24 protein-coding genes are annotated in these 22,718 nt (G+C 42.0%); 12 read left to right on the top strand and 12 right to left on the bottom strand.

The features are described from left to right. Positions 1–19 precede the first annotated feature (19 nt). Genes BMZ06_RS12130 through BMZ06_RS12110 form a run of 5 tightly spaced genes read right to left on the bottom strand, consistent with a single transcriptional unit; the run spans position 20 to position 4,493 of the window. Positions 20–664: a TVP38/TMEM64 family protein gene (locus BMZ06_RS12130; RefSeq protein WP_089752284.1), complete on the bottom strand. Its 645-nt coding sequence runs from the start codon at positions 662–664 to the stop codon at positions 20–22. Then, positions 661–1,620 carry an ABC transporter ATP-binding protein gene (locus tag BMZ06_RS12125; RefSeq protein WP_089752283.1) on the bottom strand — a complete coding sequence of 320 codons (960 nt, stop codon included), beginning with the start codon at positions 1,618–1,620 and terminating at the stop codon, positions 661–663. The genes BMZ06_RS12130 and BMZ06_RS12125 overlap by 4 nt, the downstream gene beginning before the upstream one ends. Beyond that, positions 1,617–2,417 (bottom strand): ABC transporter permease, encoded by an 801-nt coding sequence (locus tag BMZ06_RS12120; protein WP_089752282.1) that lies wholly within the window; start codon positions 2,415–2,417, stop codon positions 1,617–1,619. Before BMZ06_RS12120 ends, BMZ06_RS12125 begins: the two co-directional genes overlap by 4 nt. Beyond that, positions 2,414–3,274, bottom strand: a complete 861-nt coding sequence (locus tag BMZ06_RS12115) for an ABC transporter permease (RefSeq protein ID WP_089752281.1) — start codon at positions 3,272–3,274, stop codon at positions 2,414–2,416. Before BMZ06_RS12115 ends, BMZ06_RS12120 begins: the two co-directional genes overlap by 4 nt. Further along, the gene (locus tag BMZ06_RS12110; protein ID WP_089752280.1) at positions 3,255–4,493 is read right to left on the bottom strand and encodes an ABC transporter substrate-binding protein; all 1,239 of its coding nucleotides are present in this window, start codon (positions 4,491–4,493) and stop codon (positions 3,255–3,257) included. The genes BMZ06_RS12115 and BMZ06_RS12110 overlap by 20 nt, the downstream gene beginning before the upstream one ends. A gap of 166 nt (positions 4,494–4,659) precedes the next feature. Between BMZ06_RS12110 and BMZ06_RS12105 the strand changes: the two genes are divergently transcribed. Together BMZ06_RS12105 and BMZ06_RS12100 are read left to right on the top strand one after the other, a co-directional pair. Then, complete coding sequence (locus BMZ06_RS12105) at positions 4,660–5,247, top strand: class I SAM-dependent methyltransferase (RefSeq protein ID WP_089752279.1); 588 nt, start codon at positions 4,660–4,662, stop codon at positions 5,245–5,247. Positions 5,248–5,452: 205 nt separating this feature from the next. Then, complete coding sequence (locus BMZ06_RS12100; protein ID WP_089752278.1) at positions 5,453–5,707, top strand: DUF2164 domain-containing protein; 255 nt, start codon at positions 5,453–5,455, stop codon at positions 5,705–5,707. Positions 5,708–5,872: 165 nt separating this feature from the next. On the opposite strand, the gene BMZ06_RS12095 is transcribed toward BMZ06_RS12100, so the two are convergent. From BMZ06_RS12095 to BMZ06_RS12075, 5 genes are all read right to left on the bottom strand, one after another. After that, complete coding sequence (locus tag BMZ06_RS12095; RefSeq protein WP_089752277.1) at positions 5,873–6,871, bottom strand: LLM class flavin-dependent oxidoreductase; 999 nt, start codon at positions 6,869–6,871, stop codon at positions 5,873–5,875. A gap of 134 nt (positions 6,872–7,005) precedes the next feature. Continuing rightward, entirely contained in the window at positions 7,006–8,313 is a 1,308-nt protein-coding gene (locus BMZ06_RS12090; protein WP_089752276.1) for an efflux RND transporter periplasmic adaptor subunit, read from the bottom strand. 23 nt (positions 8,314–8,336) lie between these two features. Then, the gene (locus BMZ06_RS12085; protein WP_089752275.1) at positions 8,337–9,008 is read right to left on the bottom strand and encodes a hypothetical protein; all 672 of its coding nucleotides are present in this window, start codon (positions 9,006–9,008) and stop codon (positions 8,337–8,339) included. Between the two features lie 627 nt (positions 9,009–9,635). Further along, positions 9,636–11,018, bottom strand: a complete 1,383-nt coding sequence (locus tag BMZ06_RS12080; RefSeq protein ID WP_089752274.1) for an MATE family efflux transporter — start codon at positions 11,016–11,018, stop codon at positions 9,636–9,638. Beyond that, positions 11,015–11,467 carry a MarR family winged helix-turn-helix transcriptional regulator gene (locus tag BMZ06_RS12075; RefSeq protein ID WP_089752273.1) on the bottom strand — a complete coding sequence of 151 codons (453 nt, stop codon included), beginning with the start codon at positions 11,465–11,467 and terminating at the stop codon, positions 11,015–11,017. Before BMZ06_RS12075 ends, BMZ06_RS12080 begins: the two co-directional genes overlap by 4 nt. A gap of 264 nt (positions 11,468–11,731) precedes the next feature. Between BMZ06_RS12075 and BMZ06_RS12070 the strand changes: the two genes are divergently transcribed. The 3 genes from BMZ06_RS12070 (at position 11,732) to BMZ06_RS12060 (ending at position 14,845) form a co-directional block, all read left to right on the top strand. Continuing rightward, positions 11,732–12,394, top strand: coding sequence for a DUF4396 domain-containing protein (locus tag BMZ06_RS12070; protein WP_089752304.1), 663 nt, complete (start codon positions 11,732–11,734; stop codon positions 12,392–12,394). Between the two features lie 392 nt (positions 12,395–12,786). After that, positions 12,787–13,878 carry a hypothetical protein gene (locus BMZ06_RS12065; RefSeq protein WP_089752272.1) on the top strand — a complete coding sequence of 364 codons (1,092 nt, stop codon included), beginning with the start codon at positions 12,787–12,789 and terminating at the stop codon, positions 13,876–13,878. Between the two features lie 43 nt (positions 13,879–13,921). Further along, complete coding sequence (locus BMZ06_RS12060; protein WP_089752271.1) at positions 13,922–14,845, top strand: YegS/Rv2252/BmrU family lipid kinase; 924 nt, start codon at positions 13,922–13,924, stop codon at positions 14,843–14,845. Positions 14,846–14,900: 55 nt separating this feature from the next. On the opposite strand, the gene BMZ06_RS12055 is transcribed toward BMZ06_RS12060, so the two are convergent. Then, positions 14,901–15,512 (bottom strand): class I SAM-dependent methyltransferase, encoded by a 612-nt coding sequence (locus tag BMZ06_RS12055; RefSeq protein WP_089752270.1) that lies wholly within the window; start codon positions 15,510–15,512, stop codon positions 14,901–14,903. 167 nt (positions 15,513–15,679) lie between these two features. On the opposite strand from BMZ06_RS12055, the gene BMZ06_RS12050 reads away from it, so the two are divergent. The 3 genes from BMZ06_RS12050 to abc-f all read left to right on the top strand — a co-directional run bounded on the left by BMZ06_RS12050 (position 15,680) and on the right by abc-f (position 18,280). Further along, complete coding sequence (locus tag BMZ06_RS12050; RefSeq protein ID WP_089752269.1) at positions 15,680–16,144, top strand: MarR family winged helix-turn-helix transcriptional regulator; 465 nt, start codon at positions 15,680–15,682, stop codon at positions 16,142–16,144. 60 nt (positions 16,145–16,204) lie between these two features. Then, the gene (locus BMZ06_RS21145; RefSeq protein WP_281244468.1) at positions 16,205–16,312 is read left to right on the top strand and encodes an RAxF-45 family protein; all 108 of its coding nucleotides are present in this window, start codon (positions 16,205–16,207) and stop codon (positions 16,310–16,312) included. A gap of 99 nt (positions 16,313–16,411) precedes the next feature. Beyond that, positions 16,412–18,280 carry a ribosomal protection-like ABC-F family protein gene (abc-f, locus tag BMZ06_RS12045; RefSeq protein ID WP_089752268.1) on the top strand — a complete coding sequence of 623 codons (1,869 nt, stop codon included), beginning with the start codon at positions 16,412–16,414 and terminating at the stop codon, positions 18,278–18,280. A 103-nt stretch (positions 18,281–18,383) separates the two neighbouring features. Here abc-f and BMZ06_RS12040 read toward each other — a convergent pair whose 3' ends face one another. Next, complete coding sequence (locus BMZ06_RS12040; RefSeq protein WP_175477881.1) at positions 18,384–19,481, bottom strand: SDR family oxidoreductase; 1,098 nt, start codon at positions 19,479–19,481, stop codon at positions 18,384–18,386. A gap of 352 nt (positions 19,482–19,833) precedes the next feature. Between BMZ06_RS12040 and BMZ06_RS12035 the strand changes: the two genes are divergently transcribed. From BMZ06_RS12035 to BMZ06_RS12020, 4 genes are all read left to right on the top strand, one after another. Continuing rightward, positions 19,834–20,115, top strand: a complete 282-nt coding sequence (locus tag BMZ06_RS12035; RefSeq protein ID WP_089752266.1) for a glutaredoxin family protein — start codon at positions 19,834–19,836, stop codon at positions 20,113–20,115. 97 nt (positions 20,116–20,212) lie between these two features. Continuing rightward, positions 20,213–20,599, top strand: coding sequence for a YppG family protein (locus BMZ06_RS12030; protein ID WP_089752265.1), 387 nt, complete (start codon positions 20,213–20,215; stop codon positions 20,597–20,599). A gap of 94 nt (positions 20,600–20,693) precedes the next feature. After that, entirely contained in the window at positions 20,694–21,380 is a 687-nt protein-coding gene (locus tag BMZ06_RS12025; protein WP_089752264.1) for an alpha/beta hydrolase, read from the top strand. A gap of 23 nt (positions 21,381–21,403) precedes the next feature. Continuing rightward, positions 21,404–22,684, top strand: a complete 1,281-nt coding sequence (locus BMZ06_RS12020) for an MFS transporter (protein WP_089752263.1) — start codon at positions 21,404–21,406, stop codon at positions 22,682–22,684. The last annotated feature ends 34 nt before the right edge of the window (positions 22,685–22,718 follow it).

Genomic DNA, 22,718 nt, shown 5'->3' with positions numbered 1-22,718 from the left:
TTAAGGAGGCGCTTATTTACTATATTTTCAGCCAGCTTCTCACTTTATTCCGGAATAGAAAAGTCAGGGCAAAGATCAGAGCAAATACAGTTAAGGCAATGAAGATCAATTGGCGGTCTCCACTTGCCAGGCTAGTGCCAACTAAGCTGTAAGCAAACGTTCCGGGAAGCATTCCAAAAACAGTAGCAATGATAAAGGATCGCAGCTTTACGCGTGTAACGCCTGCCAAGTAACTTAAGATGTCAAACCCTACAATAGGGATGAGCCTTAAAACGAATACATACAAGAAACCCCGTTCCTTCATTCGGTAATATATTTTCTCAGACCATTTGGATTCTTGGAATTTCAAAACCGAATCTCCAAAGAAACGTCCCATTACGTAGCCAGTAATACCAGCTGCAGTAGCTCCTATCACAATATATAACATACCTGGCCATAAACCGTACGCAAAAGCAGCAGCTAGAGAGAGAATGGATGTTGGAAACACCACGATCGGCCCTATCGCGTATAACCCCATAAAGAGAAGCGGTCCATAAATACCGAAAGAAAGGATGAAGCTGCGAATACTATCCGCTGTAACATTAAATTGCTGCCGTATAAACCAGGCAATAACAAGGAAAACGATGACAAACAATAGGGCCCGTATGAGGCTTTTCCACTTCATAACGCTGAGCCTCCAAACGTCCGGATACTCGATTCCTTAATGTATAGGGTGACTTCTTCACCGGAAACATGTTCATGAATAGGAAGGGAAACCTGATGATCCAGGTCCTTTAAAAATATATGACCGACCGCCTGACCGTTCTGAAAGGTAATGTGCTGCAGAAGACCATGATAGGAGCGCACTTCTTGTTCATTAAAAGGTTCGAGAGAGCATTCCTTTAGAGGAACATAGTGTTGTTCGTCAACTATCAAATGACCTCCTAGAAAATCGGCAACAAATGAATTAGCCGGGTGCTTATGAATCACTTCTGCCTCGTCGATTTGCTGGAAGCTTCCTTCATGAAAGAGCGCCAGCCGGTCACCCATAATCATTGCTTCCTCGGTATCGTGAGTTACGAAGACTCCTGTTATGGATTGATCAACTAAAAAGTCTCTCACCCAGTACCTGATCTGATGACGCAGCTTAGGATCGAGGCTGCTGAAAGGTTCATCAAATAAAATGATTTCCGGCTCTGTAGCCATAGCGCGGGCTAAAGCAACTCGTTGCTGCTGGCCCCCCGAAATTTCAGAAGGGAAGTAATTTTTGAAGCGATCTAACCCAGTTGCTTTAAGCAAATCAGAAGTTTTGTTTTTATTCTTTTTGCCCGCCAGCTTTGCTCCATAAGCGATATTTTCCTGAACCGTCATATGGGGAAATAACAAAGGCTGTTGAAAGACAAGGCTGATGTCCCTTTGATTAGCTTTTTGGAAAGTAATCTCTTCCCCATACATATGAATGCTCCCTTGAGAAGGAGTTTCTAAACCAGCCAGTATACGGAGCAGTGTTGTCTTTCCACTTCCTGAAGGACCCACAATGCTGAGGATTTCCCCTTTTTCTAATTGAAAAGCAAGATCAGACAGGATGAGGTCGTGATTAAATTGCTTGCTTAGATGCTGAACGTCCAGTGTATGATTCATCGTGTATTCCTCCAGGGCATTCTAGAATAGGGCAGAAGAAGGAGCAGGCCTTCAACAATGATGTACATCGCTAGGGGGATCATAGCAAACCAGACAGCAAAAGCGGCCATGACCGAGGTGTTAGCTGTATCAAGGAATGGAAAGAAAATCATAGGCAGTGTAACGATCCTGCCTCCTCCGATAATAGAGGTAATGGCATATTGACTTAGACTAATGACGATGGTTAAAAATGTGACACTGCGAATCGCAGGTTTCATTAAAGGGAGTTCTACAGTGAACAGTTGCTGCAGCGGTGCGGCTCCAAGAACGATTGGCTGTTCCAGCATACGATTCCCAAGCTGAGCGTACGAATTGTGAAAGATTCGAATGCTGTATGGAATAGTAGGAACCAGATGGATAAGAATAACGCCGAGGACTGTATCAGCCAGTCCTGCTTGAATCATGAACAAATGAAGGCCCATAGCGACCGCAAGCACGGGAATTAAAACAGGAGACAGGAAAAGAACTTCCAGAAGCGGTTTTCCTTTAAAAGAAAGTGTGGAAAGCGCTTTTCCTGCAGCGATTCCCACGACCATATTTAAAAGGAGCACGCCTGCTCCGACAACGACGGACCAGAAGGTAGCTTCCCAAAGATTAGATGCTGGCCATAATACCTGGAAACTTGTTAGCTGAAAATGGAACGATTCTCCGGACTGGAAGCGCCAGGGAGAGCTGAAACTCTGTAACAAAAGCAACAGGACGGGCATTACAAATAATAAAAGAGCTACCAGTATAAAGATGAGTTTTTTAACATTCATACAGATCGTCCTCTCATAGCTCGCCAGCGCTTTTTCTGAAGGATAGAGAACCCAGCAGCGGAAAAAGCTAGAATGAGCAGACTCAGACTTACCATCGCTGCAAAAGCCATTGGACGATCTTCCCATCCGCTTCCATAAAACCATTCATAGCTGAGTACAGAAATCATTTCTGGAAAAGTAGTACCCATTAAAGCTGGAACTTCATAGGCGGAAATCGTGAATGAAAAAACAATCAATGCGATTTCCATTAAAACAGGAAAAATAGCAGGCCATTCTACTGCTGTGAACTGTCTTACTTTACTTCCGCCAAGGGTTTCCACGAGATCGTAGTAACCCGGTTTAATGGAACTGTAAACCGGTAGCAGCATAAGAATGACAAAAGGAACTTCCTTCCATATATACGTAATGATAATACCAATCCCCTGCGGGTCCCTCGTCCATATAGGGAATGCGCTGCTGTCCGTGATCACTCCTGCTTCTACAAGCAATTGGGCAGCAAGCCCGGTTTCTGATAGCAGAAGGATAATCATGTAGCCCCAAACAAAATGAGGGAACAGCATCGGAAGCCACACGAGAAGACGCGGGACGTGATGTTCCAAGTAGGGATAAAAGGACCGGGTGATCAGGACTCCGATGATTAAGGATAAAATCGTTGCGATCAAGGTTGTTCGGATACTGAACCAAATCGCAGAAAGGAAGCGGCTGGATTCAAATAAGCTGCTATAATATTCTAGTGTCCATCCGCTTCCTCCCGACAAACTCTGAACGATAGCGGCGAAAAAACCGTATAAAGGAAGAAGGAGAAACAAGAGGGCTGGGATTAACAGATAAACAGATTTATTGTTGAACAACTTCATTAAACCACTGATCCTGAATCCATTCTACATAACCCGCTTCTGATTCTGGAAGGAAACTTTCTTCAAGTTTCTGTTGGCTCAGCACGCTCTCTCCACGTTCAACGGATTCGAATTTCTCGCGCATTTCTTTGGGTAACTTATCGAGACTGATGGGAGTATTTTCTCCCCAGTAGTTCGGCTTAAGCTTAGCTAATTGAGCTTCTGGAGACAGCATGAAATTGATCGTAGTTAGTGCCCCTTCCGAATTAGGGCTGTTAAATGGAATCGAAAGAAAGTGTGTATTCCCAATAGAACCGGGCTCCATAACAAAAGAACGGGTGGTTTCAGGGAACACGCCTTCATCTATAAGGGATTCCGCCCGGGCTTCATTATAACCCATTGTCATCGATACTTCTCCCTGACTGTACAATCTGTCCAGCTCGGTTAGTGTATTCGGATAATGCTCTCCATTACGCCAGAGATTAGGTTTCATTTCATTTAAATAATTCCATAACTTATCTGCTGTGCCCGAAATGTCTTCTTCATCAAGAGGCTGCTCATAAATGTCGGAAGGCTGTTCGTCCTGGGCATATAAGACATGCCGTAGAAAGGCGTTTCCTGTAAAGTCTTCCGCGTTTGGATAAATGAATTCACCTGGATTCTTCTCGACCCAGTTTTTCAATTCCTCAAATGAAGAAGGGGGGGTTTCTATTTTCGATTGATCGTAATGAAAAACGAATTGCACTTTACCCCAGGGAGCCTCCATTCCCTCTGTTGCTGTACCAAAATCGGTCTGAAAAGCGGGGTCATCGGTATCGTAATATTCTTGAAAGTTAGGGAGCATATCTACGAATGAACCTGCCAGCAATTCATTTTCTTTAGCATTCTTAAAATTTTCTCCATTCAGCCATATAATATCTATGGTTCCATCCTTCTTGCCGGCTTGTTTTTCGGTTTGCAATTTTTGTAGAATCTCTGCAGTTTCCATGGGGACTCGTTCCAGGGTAATCCCATAATTTTCTTTTAATCGGGGAGCTGCCCATTCGTCAATGTATTGGTTAATACCTTCATCGCCGCCCCACATAAACAGTCGAACCGTTGTCCCGTCTGCGGCATTTTCTATATCAGACCAAGATTGTTCGGTCACTTCCGAAAAGTCTGACTCATTTGATTGTGTATTTCCGCAAGCAGCTAAAAAAGCTGTTAAAATGACGCTGAGTAGAAGCCATTTTTTACTCATTGGAATCCCCCTTATCTCCTACACCCTACATTATTTTATAAAAGGTTTCTGTAATCTATCATACAAACAAATCCATCTTAAGGAAACTAAATAACTTATAAACAGCGCATAGGGTAGCGGAAGGGAGGGAAGAGAGACAAGAGAATATGAAAAGGAGTGGGATAGAATGCTGTATAAACAGTTTGCTAAGCCGGAGGGCTGGATAGGTAAAGTGACTGGCTGGTTTATGGTTAAAGAAAATGAGAAAAGAAATGAGTGGACGCTGTCTTTCCTGGATATCCAAAAGAAGGACAGGGTATTAGAAGTGGGATTTGGTGCAGCTGATGGCCTGAAAAAGATAGCGGATAAAGAAGGGATTACCTTATACGGAATTGATCCCTCGGAGTCGATGGTGGAGACAGCACTTCGCAGGTTGAAAAAGGAGAGGGCACCTGATCAGATATGTATGATGCATGGAGAGGCTCAAATGTTGGAAGACTTCTATCAGCCCCTTGATAAAATCTATTCCATTAACAACATTTCATTTTGGGAGACGCCTGTAAAGACGTTGAATCATCTGCATTCCTTATTGCGGCCTGGAGGAAGGATAGCCTTAACCCTTTCCCCGCATGGCCGTGGGACAAGTGATGAGACGACTGAAGTTATGGGGGGGCAGCTTCACGCACTGCTGGAGGAAGCAGGGTTTAATCAAATTGAAGTATTTATTAAGCCGACATTTCCGAATGATACTGTCTGCGCCCTTGGAATGAAATAGCACGTTAAGAATAGTTTGTGCCTCAAAAACCCGTAATATACAAACATCCTCTCCTGCTCACTTTCGTTAAAGGATATGGTAAGCTTTAATTAGAACGATCTGTTAAAGTTTATGATTGACAAACTGAGTCTTAAACAAACGGGAACTTTACCTTTAAAACAACTCGGAAGTTTGACAGAAACAATTAGAAAGGGGATTGATTAGAATGCTTCCATCTTTAAGAAAGGAAGAGAAAGACTATGTGATTGCCAAAGTTCAGGAGTACTTTGAACTTGAAAGAGGCGAGGAGATCGGTGATCTAGCAGCTGACCAGCTTATGCAATTGATGGTAGAAGAGCTTGGTCCCTTCTTATATAACAAAGGGATTCAGGATGCACGTCAAATGGTTGAGCAAAAAGTTATGAATTTAGATGAAGACTTGTTGGCCTTAACGAGACCGGCGGGTCGTCCTAAGCGCTAGTTACATAATGATACCTCCGTCTTCATCAGGACGGAGGTTTTCTCATTCGTAGAGTTAAAGTACTTTATAGTAAGGGACAAAATCCGAAAAACTAAAACAGGAAAATAAGAGAGGAAGTAAAAAACACAGGAACTTGATGTGAGATATAAGTTCCTGTGTTTATACTTACTTTTTATGAAGTTGAAAAGCTTCAGCTAAAAGTTCATATGAGCGGAGTCGTTCCTCAAAAGGAGAAACGATCGTATTAATTATAATTTCGTTTACTTGATAACTCTCCGCCAACTCCTCAATCTCTTGCTTTACTCGATCAGGAGAACCGACAATCATTCGGCTGCGATTATCTTGTATTCTTTCCTGCTCAAAAAAAGTATAAGAATGTTGCAGGGCCTCGTCGGGTGTAGGAAAACCAGATCTTCTTGCACCCTGTTCAATCTGTAATAAAGCTAGATCTAGACTGGAAGCTAAATACTCGGCATGTTCATCTGTCTCTGCACATACGACGAAAATTGAGACATTCGCATCCGGAGCGCTTTGCTGCATGGATGGGGAAAAGTATTTTTTGTAACGGTCCACGACTCTTGTTCCTCCATGTCCATTAATAAAATGGGCAAAGGAATATGAAGCGCCTAAATCTGCAGCCAGCCGGGCGCTTGTCCCACTGGACCCGAGCATCCAGATCGGGGGAGAGGTTTCTCCTTTAGGAGTAGCATAGACATTCATTCCTTGGGGATCTTGTCCATGCAAGTATGCCATCAATTCTTCTATTTGAGCCGGGTATCCTTCAATATCAGGGGAGCTGCCCCGGTTTAGAGCTAAGTTTACGTTTGGCATGCCGCCTGGTGCACGTCCTACACCGAGGTCAATTCTGTTCGGGTGTAAGGTTTCCAGCACACGAAAGGATTCTGCAACTTTATAGGCACTGTAATGGGGAAGCAGAACACCTCCTGTTCCTATGCGTATTCGGTCGGTACGGGCTGCTAAGTGGGCAGCTAAGATAGCGGGTGATGACCCCGCCAGGCTTTCCGTGCTGTGATGTTCAGCTACCCAGAAACGGTGGTAACCTAATCGATCTGTCCATTCTGCGAGCTCCGTTGTTTGCTTTAGTGCATCTTGAGAAGTCATCCCGGATAAAATGGGGGATTGATCTAATACACTTAATTTCATCTATAGGTCCCCCTTTACTTAAAATTATCATGTATATCGTGCCATGCAGCGACTCAATATGCAATGAATAGGGTATCATCCATCATTAAAAAGCACCCTTTCCTTTAAGGAATAAGGGTGCTCATATGATTAAATTAACGAGCTAGCAAACCTAGCAATCCATAATTCACAATACTCTTCTGATCTGAATTCCATATTTGAGAAACATCCAAGTCCTGATATTTGAGAGGAGTAAAAAAGGTGGACTTCCTTCTAAACTCGTCTTTTGGCTGATAGGCCACCCACTCACCAGCTTCCAAGCCTTTTTGTATTTCGATCAGGTTATTTTCTTTGAGACCTGTTTCTACTTCGTGCCGGTCGATTGTTCCATCTTCATTCATTGTCCACACGTAGGATTTCTTTTCTCTGATGAGTCCATCCTCAAGAGTAGTAACGACCCCGTCAACTTGCTTTGTAATAATCTCTACTTCTGCATGATAACCCGGCAATACTTTATCATCTACTTCATCCATCGTGACTTCATATGGATACCTGCTGCTTTCATTGATTTCTACCTCTTCCGGCTGATCCTGAATGGTTGCAAGAGATCCATTAAGCTCCATGTTCAGTTCGGGAACGTACATCGTTACCGGCATTTCTGGTTTGACCTCTGGGCGGTGTTCTTCCTTTAGATCCCCTTTGAGGTTCAGCTCTGTTGAAGCGAGGGTTATAATGGGTTCGTCCAAATCATTTGAAGTATCTGTCACAGTTCCTGAGAATGGACTGCTAACCGTAATAACTTCTCCATTCTCACGGAGTTGGTTAAGTTGATTTTCCACCATGTCAGCCATGGCTTCTTTTTGAGCCAGGGCAGCTTCTTGCTCAGCAATTTTTTCTTGTTTTAGAAACTTTGTTTCTGCATAGGAGGCTTCCGTATCTCTATTACCAGTTTCTCCATTGACGGTACTGCCTGGGCCGAGGTTCCCGAAATTTGTATTATTTTCCGTGTTCGGGTCGTTCTGGTCTGGTTCGCTCAACTCATTTTCAGGCTCAGGTACTGTATAGCCCTCCAGCTCTTGTATGTAATTTTCGATAGCTGCTATTTCCTGTTCTAAGCGGGTTTGTTTATTCTCAAGCTGCGCTTCCTTACTAGCATAGTCTTCTACTTCATAAGAATATAGGTCATCGCCTTCTTCAACGGTTTGACCTTCCTTTGCAACGAATTCATGAAAAGCGCCGGCATCCTGGTTGAAGTAAACAGGAGTGGTTTTGGCAGATGCAAAAACCCCTTCAGAAGACAGGGTGTTCTGCAAGTCCAAAGTAGTCGACTCAGACCATTCCTTAATATAGGACTTGCGTTCTACCTGCCCCTCATCGTCAAAGTAAATAAGCAGAGCATTGGCTGCTATGAATGCAATTATTAGGAAACCTAGAATTCTTTTACCATACTTTTTATTTTTCATATATGTTTACACCTTCTGCTTTCTTACCTGAGTAAATAGAGTAAAAACAGGTCATAGTTGGATAGAGCTGCTGTTCCTGTCCACAAAAGCAAGTGCCAAAAGACCACCCCTGTCCATATCCACCTTTTTCTGGTAGGGGAGATGCTCGAGATGCAAGTCACCTGGTACCAAATGATAAACAATTGAAAAATGGATATAGAGCCAAGTAAATAAACAATCCAATCTATATCGGTTATGTAGGAAGTGATAATTCCAAATGAAAAAGGTGAAACATACCAGTCCAGTCCGAAATAAACCATTAACGGGATCCATAGTACACGTTCAAGAAGCATAATCAAAAGGACATTCATTTGGATAATCAAAAGCTTCTTATAAGAAACATGATTAAACAACCAGAAAAAGAAAGAAGAGATAAATAAAATGAATACATATAATAGAATTCCAAATGCTACACGACCGATTAAGAACCAGGCTTTTCGGAATTCATATTCCACTCTGTTTAAGGTGGTCATCTCATCTGATAGAGGATCGGTCCCCAGACCCATCCAGGATGTCCAAACATAGGTCAAAACGGTTAAACCTAGTAATAAGAATAATAGTTTCCAAACGTTTTTAATTCGTTCCGCTTCCCTCAATTTGAATAAATGGTCTTCGCGGCGAATAAACAGTTTAATCAAGTTTACTGAATAAGTCATTCGGTCCATCCTTTATTTTTTTTGTCTATTCTGTACTTATTTTAACTGAATTTGTCACACCTTGCTATATGATAATTGGAATCATTGGAAAAAATAACAAATCACTCTCTCTTAATCTAAAGGAAGGATGGATTATGATTGTGATTCTAGTAGAAGTTATACTTTGACTATTAAATTATCGGAACATAAGCTGGAAACATTAATTTCGAGATCGGTTTTACGGTTGAAAGCTCTGCAGAACGAAAGGTCGAACGACCTATATTAAACTGAGTCTTACGTAATAGTGAGCACGTATGGAAATTCCGTTGGGATATTATTAGGATCTTACTAAAGGCTCTGTGTAAACTTCCGTGTTGATTTTAAGGTTAAGCTCCCGATACTGTAGGACTCAGCTTCGAGGTGAATTGGGTCCGTTACACTATGAGCCTCCTAAGTCGTTATCACTCCCTGTGGGGTCTAGCCTAGATCCTAGATCTCCATGGAGCACCTTTCTCCACACAATATCTCGAAATCGAGTCTTACAGTATACGCCCCTTTTACGTAATAAGCCTCTAATGAAAAATCCACAATAAACTTTAAAAGAGCCTTAATAAAAAAACACGACATCGAAGGACGTCGTGTTTCCATTTACAAGGATGTCGGGGCCGTCTCATAGGGAGGCGTCTCTTTCTTTGATTTAAAGAATAAATCCCTATCCTTATATAGAAAGATAATAGAAAGCAGAAAAGCCATCAGGTCAGCTAATGGAAAGGCAACCCATACACCTGAAACACCAAAGAAATACGGAAGAATTAAGACAAGTGGGATTAAGAATAATACCTGGCGGGCCATGGACAAGACCATCGCAGGTTTCGCCATCCCAAGAGCCTGATAAAGACCACCGCTGACGACTTGAACACCAATTAGCATGGCGAGGGCGAACATAATTCGTATCGCATAAGCCCCGGCTTCAATCGTAGATGCATCTCCAGTAAATATATGCATGAGTTGTTCTGGGAAGATCATCATAATGGCAAAGATCCCAAACGATATTATGGTAACAATTTTCATACCGAGCAGAATGGTCTCTTTTAATCGATCATAGTTGTTAGCACCGTAATTATAGCCAATAATAGGCTGCATGCCCTGCAGGACACCAATCATTGGCATAATTGTAAACATGGCAAGCTTCTGGACGATGCCAAAAACCCCTACCTCAAATTCTCCTCCAAATTTAATAAGCATAAAGTTGATGGCAATCATCATTCCGCTGCCAGATACCTGACGAATGAAAGCGGGCATTCCAATGGTGATGACTTCTTTAAGTACTTTCAGATGAGGACGTAAAAAAGGGACCTTAATCTTTAAGGAGGATTTACCGCTAAGAAAATAGTAAAGTACAACCACGCTTACCGTCCCCTGTGAAATTACAGTAGCGATCGAAGCCCCTTTAACACCCATGTCCAGTCCGAAAATAAAAATAGGATCAAGAATGATATTTAACACAGCAGGTATGATCATGGTCATCATGGCAAAGCGTGAATTACCTTCAGACCTAATGATGTTATTGGTTGCAAAAGCAAAGGAAAAGAATAATGTGCCCAGCAGAATGGGAAACAGATAATCTTTTGCGTATGGCAGAATGTTTTCAGTAGCTCCAAAAAGTTTTAGCAGCGGTTCCAGAATAGTGAAAGCACTAATAAAACCAAATACGCTGATAATGAGTATGGCAAATAACACATTTCCAAACACTTGGTTAGCTTCTTCCGGCTTTCTCTCCCCGAGTCTTCTTGAAATAACGGAGGCTCCCCCGATTCCTACAGCGGCTGCAACTGCCATCATAATCATCATGACCGGAAAACCAATACTCACGCCAGATACCCCAAGGATACCGACACCTCTTGCAATAAACAGGGTATCGACAACATTGTATAAAGCCATAACAAACATGCCGATCATAGCAGGGATGGACAAGTCAGCAAGAAGCTTTGGTATTGGCTGAGTACCTAAACGCTGGCTCTGTTCTTTCATTGTTGGTCACTCCTTTCTACAGAGGGCTTCATATTCTTCTGGATCTTTTTAAGCCACGTAACCATAATTTTCTGTTCTTCCTCAGAAAGACCCTCTGTTGCCTGAATTTCAATCTTTCGAATAATTTCCTGAATAGTGCTATGCAGTTCGCTTCCTTGATTCGTTAAAGTGATTAAATTAGAGCGTTTGTCATTGGGACTTATTTGTTTCTCAATTCTTCCGTGCTTAAGCAAGGATTCAATGACTCCATTCATGGAGGAAGCCTTAATATATAGTTTCTTTTGTAAATCAGTTTGCGATTGTTGACCGCAAGTCGCCAGGAAATAAATCACTCTCGCTTGAGAATGAGTAAGGTCGTACTCGCCGAGCTTTTCGTTATAAACATTTTGCATAAAGTGCGAGACCATATGGATGTTGTATCCTAGAGAATTGCTGAAGTCTTGTTTCATTTATTTAGCCCCCTAACAAAAAATAGTATAATTGATTTTAATATTGAAGTAAATATATTTGATTAAGGCTGCTTTAAAGATTGGGGTATTCAATAAAAAAAGCAGGTTATTAAACTGTTTTATGCAGTTCTTATTAATAATAGAGGTGGGTGGGAGCTTTTTTTATAATTAAGGTGGTTATATTTAGTAAGCTAAATGTTTTTAGAAGCAATGTTTATGAAAATAGGGAAGGGGGGTAATGAATTTTATAAAGGAGGAACCGCGATGGATACTTTAACAATAATTTCAATTATAGCACTCGCGATCGGGCTGGTTTCATCACTGGTCATTATTGTTGATGTGACACGCTACCCGCAGCAGATGGCCATCATGAATGTGGTATGGCCAATCAATGGATGGTTTCTTGGTCCGATAGCTATTTGGACTTATTTTAAATGGGGGCGTATAAAAGCGAAGAATATAGATCGGGAAGACAACCGTGGCAAAGAAGTTCAAGTATTTACATCCACCAGTCACTGCTCAGCAGGCTGTACCCTGGGGGATGCGGTCGGAGTTCCATTTGTAGCTCTGACAGGAATAGCGATAGCAGGATCGGTGTTATTCGCTCATTATATTGTAGAGTTCATTCTTGCTTATATCTTCGGTATTATATTTCAATTCTTCGCTATTTATCCTATGAACAAAAAAGCCGGAGCTACAAGCGCTATAAAAGAGGCGGTAAAGGCGGATACACTTTCTTTGCTCGCTTTTGAAATCGGAATGTTCGGATGGATGGCTATTGTTCATTTTGTATTATTCACAGAGCCTCCCAAACCTTCCCACGTAAGTTATTGGTTTATGATGCAGATTGCTATGATTCTTGGTTTCCTTACAAGCTATCCAGCTAACCGATGGCTTGTGAAGAAAGGAATTAAAGAGGCAATGTAGGATATTAATAATATTACGGCCGCAAATTCCACATTCAAAAGGGGGAGAGGAGCAGCAGTACTCCTCCTCAGACTGTCGAGAAAGTATCGACAGTCTTTTTATTTTTTATATGCACCCTATAACAAAATTTCAAAGCGGTAAAAGTTATACCCTAAATCAGTGTAAGGCGACCGGGGAAGGTAGATCATGGTAAACCAGCCCCTTGCTGATATAGAACTTGCCCGCTTTCTCTCCGGGTCAAATAGAGCTATGAAGCAGCTGATTAGCAGGCAGAATAGCTTATACAAAACCTAAGTGGGGTCCGTGCCAGCTGTGTGGGTAAAGTAGTACTCCTGCTATTCCTGTAGTAAAATAAAGGAAGAGGGGTAAGTTTAGTTGAAGGGGAGAAGTGTGTGAACATTTTGCTAAGCCATAAGAAGTCTTTGTACTTCGGTTGCGGTTTCCTTATTCTCATTTTATCTTCAAACTTCCTGGTGCAGAAAGTAGAAATAACGGGGCGAGTGAGTGCCCTGCTTGTATGGGGAACAATCGTTGACGTGATGGTAGTCATTCCTGCAGTTGTATTCCTTTTTATTTTGCGAAGAAAGCCGGCAGTATCTATTTTTGCCCCTATGATGATGCTTGGCCTTTTTATCGTTCATTGGCTTGTCCCTCCTTATGCGAAGGACAGTCTCGTGTACTTGAATTATTCAGTAATTGCGGTGGAGGTTGTACTGGTGGGGTTAGAACTTACCATCTTTTTTCTATTCTTAAAGACTTTCCCCAAATGGAAAAGAAGCTTCAAAGACGCCCATGAGAATTACCCATTTGTTTTAGGGAGGATGTTCGAAGCCAACCGTATCACTTTCGCTCCGTATAAATACCGTGTTCATTTTCAACGAATCAGCGGATTTCTTGCGACAGATGTATCGGCGGTCCGCTATGCATTATTTCCTCATATAGACCGTTATCCTCGAGAAGAATGTACCTTCAGTTACCATAAGAACAGTGAATACTTCGGGGTTTTCCTTATGCTTATTCATGCCATGGTTATTGAAATTATTGCGGTACATGTCCTGCTCATGCAATTCAGTCATACGGCAGCCTGGGTTGCCACTATTCTCGATGTGTATGCTTTGCTTTTTCTAATCGGGGATTATCAGGCTATTAGAAAAGCTCCTGTTCATGTAGGGAACCGATCTCTGTATCTTCAAAAGGGGCTTCGTTTCCATATTTCCATTCCATTTGAAATAATAAAACAAATCAGACCCTGCATCCACACTCCAAAAGAATGCTCTAGCGATAAGGAGGCTTTAGATATGACACTTGCTGAATTAGAGCCTGCGCAGCCTCAATATATTCTTGAATTATCGCAGCCATTGGAAGCTCATTTATACTTCGGGTTGAAGCGGAAAATTAACCGAATATACATAACGGTCGATGAACCGCATGCTTTTGTGAAAGAATTGGAGAAACATGACGTGGTTTTAAATGTAATAAATTAGTAAATCATACCTATAGGGTTTATAGAAAGGGAGGTTCTCATTTATGGCACGATATGAAACCGGATTATTTATATACAATGGAAATGAAGATAGCAATGTACTCGAAACAAATCTTTCACAAACGATACCGATTTTGACTCAGGAAGTGAAGGAGCTAAAAGTACTCCAGACGGATTCGCTTGATGAGTTCAAGGAGGCCTGCAGAAACTATGGACCAGAAGTGGAAGTCCTCTTTATTTTGGGAGGCGATGGAACTGTCCATGAAGGAATTAACAGCATGGCTGATCTGGAAAGACGTCCAGTGATAGGAGTTCTCCCTGGAGGGACGTGTAATGATTTCAGCCGTGTGCTGGATACTCCTCAGAACATGCAGCAAGCGGCACGTGCAATTATTAAAGGGGAAGAACTGACTTTAGATGCTGGAAAGACCAATAATTATTACTTTATCAATTTTTGGGGGATTGGATTAGTAACCCAAGCTTCGTTTAATATTGATGAAGATAGTAAAAACCGTTTCGGCGTATTAAGCTATTTCATGAGTGCTTTAAAAACCATGAATGAGGCAACTCCTTTCGAATTTACGGTGACTGTGGATGGAGAAGAGTTAGAAGGAGAAGCCATCATGATTCTTGTGATGAACGGACAATTCATCGGTACTCGCCGTGTTCCTGTCCCTTCCATTGACTTACAGGACGGTCTTCTTGATGTTCTCGTAGTTAAAAATTCCAATTTGAAATTATTTAAAGAACTGATGACAATGAAACGTCCTTGGGCGAATGAAGAACGTTTTCAAGAACTGCATCACCTTCAAGGTAAACAAGTGAAAATTGAAGTCGATTCTTCACAGGAAATCGATATGGACGGCGAAATTAAAGGGGAGACCCCAGCTGATCTGGAAGTGCTTCCTGATCACTTCACTTTCTTGAGCGGCGGGCCGAATGCCCTGCATGCCTTTTCTGAAAAATAAGCAGAACCAACTGCAAAAGCCCCGGCTGCTCCACCAAGGAGAAGGCCGGGGCTGTTTATTTCTCACATACAGCCAGACCAAGAGGGTAATAAACATCCTCTCTGGGCGGCTCAATTAGCACGCCATTCTGATAGAAAAACTCCTGCTTAGCATAATCGGTAAATAAATTCTGGAATTCTTGAGGAGTAATCTGGTGAACGTGAAAAGGGGAACCGCATTCTTTTCCGCGGCCCTGGCCAAAAGGGGTGGAGATGATAAGTTTTCCACCTGGATTAAGTAATTGGTAATAGTTATGCAAAAGTTTTTCTTCATCTTTAATATGTTCATACGTTTCAAAACTAACGATCACATCAAACGTTCCCAGGTGATAGGATAAATGAGGGTCGATGGCATCGTGTATTTCAAAGCTGGATTTTGGGTGATAATAGGTGCCTCTCGCGTAACGGATAATTTCCTGATCAATATCGACTCCAACAACATCATCGATTAGATGTTTGCATTGCTTTGCGATCATATGGGTCCCGTACCCCGCTCCGCACGATAAATCTAAAACTCGGCCATGCATATAAGATAATGAAAACTGGTATCTGGCAAAGTGCTCAAGCAGCAGATTATTCATAGGATCTGTGTACTCTGGAATGACACGCTCTCCTGTATTTTTTACCACATTTTGTCACCGCTTTCTATGCGTCTAACCCCTTTCATTATGCCATATTTTTAGAAATGCACAAAAAAGGGTATAGTTAAATATAAAATTCATGGTGGTTTGACATCCTGATTTTGTTAAACTTATACTATCTTTATCTATAGAAAAGGACGAAAGGGCGAAGGTTTATGAGCGAACAAGAGTCTTACTACAAGAAAAAACAAGATCCCTCGTTGAAATTGTTTGTCGTTTTAACGAAGGCGCAGAGATCCGTAGCTGACCTGGTCAAAGATGATATCCAGCGTTATGGGTTAAACCCGACAGAATTCGGAGTCTTAGAACTGCTGTATCATCAAGGAGAACAGCCATTACAGAAGATTGGTGAGAAGATCCTTTTAGCCAGCGGCAGTATTACCTATGTCGTTGACAAACTGGAAAAGAAAGAATATTTAGAGCGGATTCCATGCCCGAACGACCGGCGGATTACGTTCGCTTCGATCACTGAAAAAGGCAGGGAGTTCTTAAACGACATCTTCCCTGATCATTGGAAGCAAATCGAGCGGATTACCGACGGACTAACGGACGAAGAAAAAGTACAAGCGATTGAACTATTGAAAAAGCTCGGGCAAAACGCAGAAGGAAACCAAAACTAGAGAATTTTCTGAACTTAGTTTATACTAAACTTAATTCTAAAGGCAAAGGAGGGTATGACGATGTTACAAATGCATGTGCTTGACTATCAATTGAACTATGTCCGCCGTGCAATTATTCACAATACAGCTGTCAAAGGGACACGTCTGTCCATTTTTACAGGTGAATAGTGAATAAAATGTAACGTCTCATATCTGATTATACCAATGCGCAATGAAGTCAGAGGGTACGGGACCTCTGGCTTTTTTTGTCTTTAGGAGGAAAATAGAATGCTTATTACATTGAAAGATATTTATAAAATTGTCGGTGGCCGAGTTCTGTTTGAATGCCTTAATTTTGAATTGAATGAAGGGCAGAGAGTTGGGCTCGTCGGCCGTAATGGAAGCGGTAAATCTACTTTGTTCCGCTTGATTACTAAAGAGGAAGCTATTGACGGCGGCGATGTGTTTATCCGCAAAAACTTAACGGTGGGGTATTTAAAGCAAATTCCTGAAGAGTGGGAATCATCTGGTAAAGCTTACTTGGAAGCGGCTTTTGGAGACTTGCTGCAAATGAAGAGTGACATGCAGAAGCTGGAAGAAACGATGCTGGATCCTGAGCAGATGGAACGCGCTCTTAGTGAATACGGAGAAATTCAAGAACGATTTACTCAAGCAGGTGGTTATGAAATTGAATCATCCATTAGCCAAGTGGCTAATGGTCTGAAAGTTAAAGATCTTCTGGATCAACCCTTCTCACAGTTGAGCGGTGGTGAAAAGACAAAGCTTGGATTGGCTCGGATTCTACTTGAAAAGCCAGGTGTGTTACTGCTGGACGAACCAACAAACCATTTGGATTTACAGGCCATTGAGTGGCTTGAGGAATACTTGCGGCAGTATGACGGGTCTGTGTGTATGATTTCCCATGACCGTTCTTTTCTTAATCACACGGTCACGGATATTATGGATTTAGAATCTGGAGACATTCAAACCTATAAAGGCAGCTATACCTCTTTTGAAAAACAAAAAGAAGAGAAACTGCTGGCAGAATTTCACCAGTATCAGGAACAGCAGAAAAAAATTAAAAAAATGAAAGAAGCTATTCGCCGGCTTAGACAATGGGCTAATGAAGCTAATCCCCCGAATCCCAAACTATTTAAAAAAGCAAAGAGTATGGAGAAAGCGCTGGAGCGTATGGAAAAAATAGATAAACCGGTTGTTGATCCTAAAAAGATGAATCTTGCTCTCCAGTCAGAGGGGAGAACCGGTAAAGATATACTTGTGGCTGATGACGTCAAAAAATCTTATGGAGATCGAACGATTCTGGATGGTGTTCATCTTCATTTGCGAAATCGAGATCGATTAGCCCTGGTGGGGACGAATGGAAGCGGAAAGTCCACTTTTCTGCGCATATTACTCGGACAGGAAGAACCTGAGGAAGGAACAATCAAAATAGGACCGTCGATCAGGGTAGGGTACCTGCCTCAAAACCCATTAATGGGAGCAGACCGTGATCAGCGGATGATTGATTATTTTCGAAGTTCGATCAGAGTGACGGAGGGGGAGGCTCGTCACATGCTGGCTGCTTTTATGTTCTACGGGTATGATGTTTTTCAAAAGATCAGGCATTTAAGCGGAGGAGAACAAATGCGGCTGAAGCTTGCGGTATTTATGCATGAAGGTATTAATGTATTAATATTGGATGAGCCAACTAACCATTTGGATATCGAGTCTCAGGAAGTACTTGAAGAGGCACTTAAAAAATTCGAAGGCACCGTACTTGGAGTGTCTCATGACCGGTATTTCTTAAATCAATGCTTTTCAGATACAGCTTATCTTGCAGACGGGAAAATCTATAGGTATATAGGTTCTTATGATGAAACAAGGAAATACTGGATGGAACTGCTGGATCAGCAGCAAAGGAAACATGTCCGAAAAGATTCTCCTTCAAAGGCAGAGAAGCCGAGAAACCATCCACTTCAATCTAAACAGAAACATTCAGTCGAAGAATCTATAGCAGAATTAGAGAAAGAAGTAACACAGCTTGAAAACCAAATGACAGAAGAGAGTAATGTAGAGGAATTAATGAAGCTTCAGATGGAAAAGGATCAGTTGAATGAAGAAATTGAGGAGCTTTATGAACATTGGATGGAAGAATAAAGATAGCTCCTAGGTAGATGGTGAGAAAGTGAAATATGGAATGGGAAAAGCCTTGAGCGCAGGCACTCAAGGCTTTTTTGTAGCGTGAGAATTGGCATAGTTTTTAAAGCAGGGACGTGTGTTTTCGCTGATCGTGTTTATGACGGCCGTAATAATCGATAAGTGTCTGCACATAAGACGTTAAGTCTGGGCAGGTAATGGAAGAACCCTGTAAGTCATTCTGAGCTTCAGTGGAATCATATTCACTTTGGGTAAGGAAATAGTCCATCGCTTCTTTCTGAATGCCAAGTTTCTTTCTGATCGAACGAATCTGTAATCCCTGGTTGGCCACCGTTCCCGGAAGGTTAAGCTTAGGACGGCGTTCAAGATATGTGTCGGAAAATAATTGGTAAATTTCTCGAGCCGTGTAAGGAGCCTGGTCCGTTAAATGATACGTTTTTCCTTTGCTTTTCTGAATATGCACCAAATAAATACTGGCTTTAATTACATAATCCTGAGGTACTAAATTAACCTTTGCATCTCCCTTTCCAAATTGAGGGATGACCGGCAGTGCACGGAAACGATCCAGCATATTTAATACAAAGTAGGGGCCATCGAATTTGAGTGTTTCTCCTGTTCTTGAATGACCTACGACAATTCCCGGCCGAATGATGGTTATAGGGAGGTGCTTTTTTTCTGATTCGACGAGCTTTTCAGCTTCATATTTTGTATATTCATAATGATTCTTGAAACCTTCTTGATGAGTAAGCTCATCTTCATGTATTTTTCCTTCCCGTTTTCCTGAGACATAGGCTGAACTAAAATAAAGATACCTTTGTAACTTTAGGAAACTGCGAAGCCAATGGTTTACCTCCCGAGTTCCCTGTACATTCACACGCCATGCTTTAGTAAGAGAAACAGCCAAATCGTAGAGTGCAGCAAGATGAAAGAAATGAGTGGTCTCTCTTTCAAGTTTAGTACGTAACGAAGGATCAAGTCCCAATCCTGGTTTCGTAATATCTCCTGAAACAAGCTCGATTCTCTGCCTGTCTACGTAAGTTTCCTTTGCTAATTCTGCCACCCTTTGTTCAGCCAATTCTTCCATTTCGGGTAAGTGGATTAAGTAAATTTTGTCTATTGGATACCCTTCGAAAAACAACTCTTCTACGATGTTGGAGGCCAGATATCCCGGAAATCCTGTACACACATAGGTGTTCGCCAAATCAATCATCTCCTATTAAGTGGTTATTTTATCCATTCGTCAGCTGAGTCAGGTTTTCCTTCTTCAATGCTTGAGGAGGTGGATCCTTTAAGACCAGATGCGCGAAGTCGCAGCTGGGACACCTGTTTATTTATAAATCGTAATTTGAGCCAATAAGAGAGTATTGATTTGGTTAACGTGTCCATCCAATTGGAAGAGACGCTGGCTAATTAGTAACCATTAAGGGGGGGAGTATGTTCTCCTTTACATATTTGTAGGTACATTCTATCATAATAGACGGTTTTAAAACTGTAATAAAAGGGTAACAAAAAAGTAATAAAGAGAGACGTAAAGGCAATGAGGAGGGACAGCTATGAGTGACCAGAAAGTTGTGGTGTACACGAGCAGGAACTGCGCAAAATGCGACCAGGTAGTAGCCAAACTCTCGGAATGGGAAATTGATTATGAAGAGCGCAATGTATCCACTAACCGTGATCACTTTAAAGAACTTCAAAATATGAAGATATATGGAACGCCAGCAACATTTGTAAATCAGGAGAAAATCCTGGGCTTCCAAGAAAGAAAGTTAAAACGAGCGCTGGGAATCCAGTCTGCTGAACGTTTTGTAGATTCTGATATGATGAATTTTTCATAATTCTGCAAGTGATTCTCATGGATCACTTGCTTTTTTTTACACTTTTTCAGCTTTTCAACATAGGCTGAAGTAAAAACGTCAAGAAGGTGGAACATCCATGTATCCCTATTATCAACAATGGTATGACTGGTCCCGTCAATCGACTGTTTATCCTTATGATCCTGCATTTTATCAGGGGGCATACCAAAACCAGGGGAATGTAAACGGCTGGTATCATAATGGTTATAACCAAAATGCGTATGTACCTCAAAATCCATATCCGTATAGTTATGGCTACACAGGATATACTGAAAATGGAAATCCTGAAACATCTTCCTTTCAAGCAGGGGCGATCCCAAAGGGTGTTATGAACTATTTTCAAAATGAGGATGGGCAGCTGGATTTTGATAAAATGATGTCGACCACAGGTCAAGTAGTGAAAACGGTTCAGCAGGTTTCGCCGATCGTCAAAGGCATCGGCACGTTTGTAAAAGGCTTCAAATAAACGCGCTCATCTTTGCGGGCGCGTGTTTTTTCTTATGGATTAAGTCATGTGATATAATATTTCGCATAGCGAAATAATAGTGGAGGCGCGGATAATGAGTATTGGTTGTTTATGTATTCATGGCTACACGGGAAGTCCTGAGGAAGTTCAGCCCCTTGTAGATTTTTTAAGTGGACGAACCACCTGGGAGATTTCCAACCCTACCTTGCCAGGTCATGGGGAAGAATTAGATCTCCAGGGCCATTACTACCAGGAATGGATTGCGACAGCGGAGCTTGCATTATTAGACTTGTTGAAGAGCAACGATACCATTGTCATAATTGGGTTCTCTATGGGTGGGATGATTGCTGCTTATTTAACGGCTAAATATAGAATTAACCGCCTTGTATTACTCTCGGCAGCTGGAAAGTATGTCAGCCTCCCGCAAATGTATAAAGACATTTATGAAATGTGTGCAGATGCCTGGAAGGGGGCGCTGGCTTCCAATGAATTATTCACAAGATACCAGAGGAAATTGCAGCAAACCTATTTGTTCTCTACATTTGAATTCATGAAGTGCGTGCAGTTCACCAGACCTTACTTAAAGCAAGTGAGATGTCCAGTGCTGATCATTCAGGGTGAACTGGATGGAATGGTTCCAAAGAAAACGGCGGAATTCCTCGATGAAGAAATTCCGGCTGAAGAAAAAGAGCTGGTCTTCCTTAAAAATTCCAAGCATTTAATCTGTCATGGGGATGATAAGGACGAGCTCTTCGATACGGTATTAGACTTTTTGGATTGACCTTAGAGAAAGGGTGCTGTTAAATGACGAAAAACAAAAGTACAAAAGCACCCCTTCAAACCTCATTTTATTATGGATGGATCATCGTTGCGGTTGCGGGGCTTAGCGTGTTCTTCTCAGGGCCGGGTCAAACCTATTCGGTATCTATTTTCATAGATTACTATATTGAGGACTTTGAATATTCACGCTCCCTTGTTTCAGGTATATACTCAGGCGCAACCTTGTGTGCTGGGTTTGCCTTATTCATGATGGGTAGGCTGGTCGATCGATTTGGTCAGCGAACAATGATGGTTGCTGTAGGAATTTGCTTATCCTTGGCGCTGTTTTGGAACGCCTTCCTGTTAGGTCCGATCATGATGTTCTTCGGCTTTTTTATGATTCGTTTATTTGGTCAGGGTTCAATGACTTTAATTCCCAACACTCTGGTGCCACAATGGTTCATTCGAAAAAGGGGCCGCGCACTTAGTGTGATGGCGATTGGCGGATTCGCGAGCTCAGCCTTGATGCCACCTTTGAATACATGGATGATCGAAACAGCAGGGTGGAGAACAGCCTGGGGAATCTGGGGCACCCTATTATTGATTGTATTTGTTCCCGTGGCATTCTTTTTTGTCCGCAACCAGCCTAAAATGGTCGGGGAAGTACCTGATGGAACTCCAAAGCCTGTTAAAGGCGGTGGCGATCCGAGTCCAAATGTAGAAATTAATGAAAAAAGCTGGACTTTAAAAGAAGCTATGGCTACGAAAGCTTTCTGGTTTATATTATTTTGTGTAATCGTACCGGCTCTTGTAAATACAGCTATCACCTTTCATATTGTATCGATTATGGGCTTAAGAGGTCTTGATACGGGGGTCGCTGCGATGGTGTTGACTTTAATGGCGATTATCGGTTTCCCTGTTACATTCCTGACGGGATACTTAGTGGACCGATTCCAAGTACATTACATATTGGCTATCACTTTCTTTGGTCATATTTTTACTTTACTGCTTCTGTTATTTACAGATACTTGGTGGCTCGCTGTGGCTTTTGGTGTACTGTGGGGATTTGTGAATGGATTTGAACGAATCGTTCTGAGTATTGTTTGGCCGAACTACTTTGGCCGTGAACATTTAGGAAGCATTAAAGGACTGGCCCAGACCGTCATGGTCATCGGATCTGCTTTAGGACCGCTTCCATTTGGAATTTTTTATGATTGGCTTGGAGGTTACCAGGAAGTCATTCTGTTAACGATTGCGTTCCCAGTGACGGCTGGAATTTTGGCTTTGAGTTCTCCGCAACCTAGATATGAAGACTATCACGGCTGATTGACAGAACCCAGCTCCGGTGAAGAAAGAACCG

The sequence above is a fragment of the Halobacillus alkaliphilus genome (genome assembly GCF_900113125.1).
Lineage (GTDB): Bacteria > Bacillota > Bacilli > Bacillales > Halobacillaceae > Halobacillus > Halobacillus alkaliphilus.
Note: the sequence above shows the minus strand (reverse complement) of the source record. Positions and strands in the feature narration are given on the sequence as shown.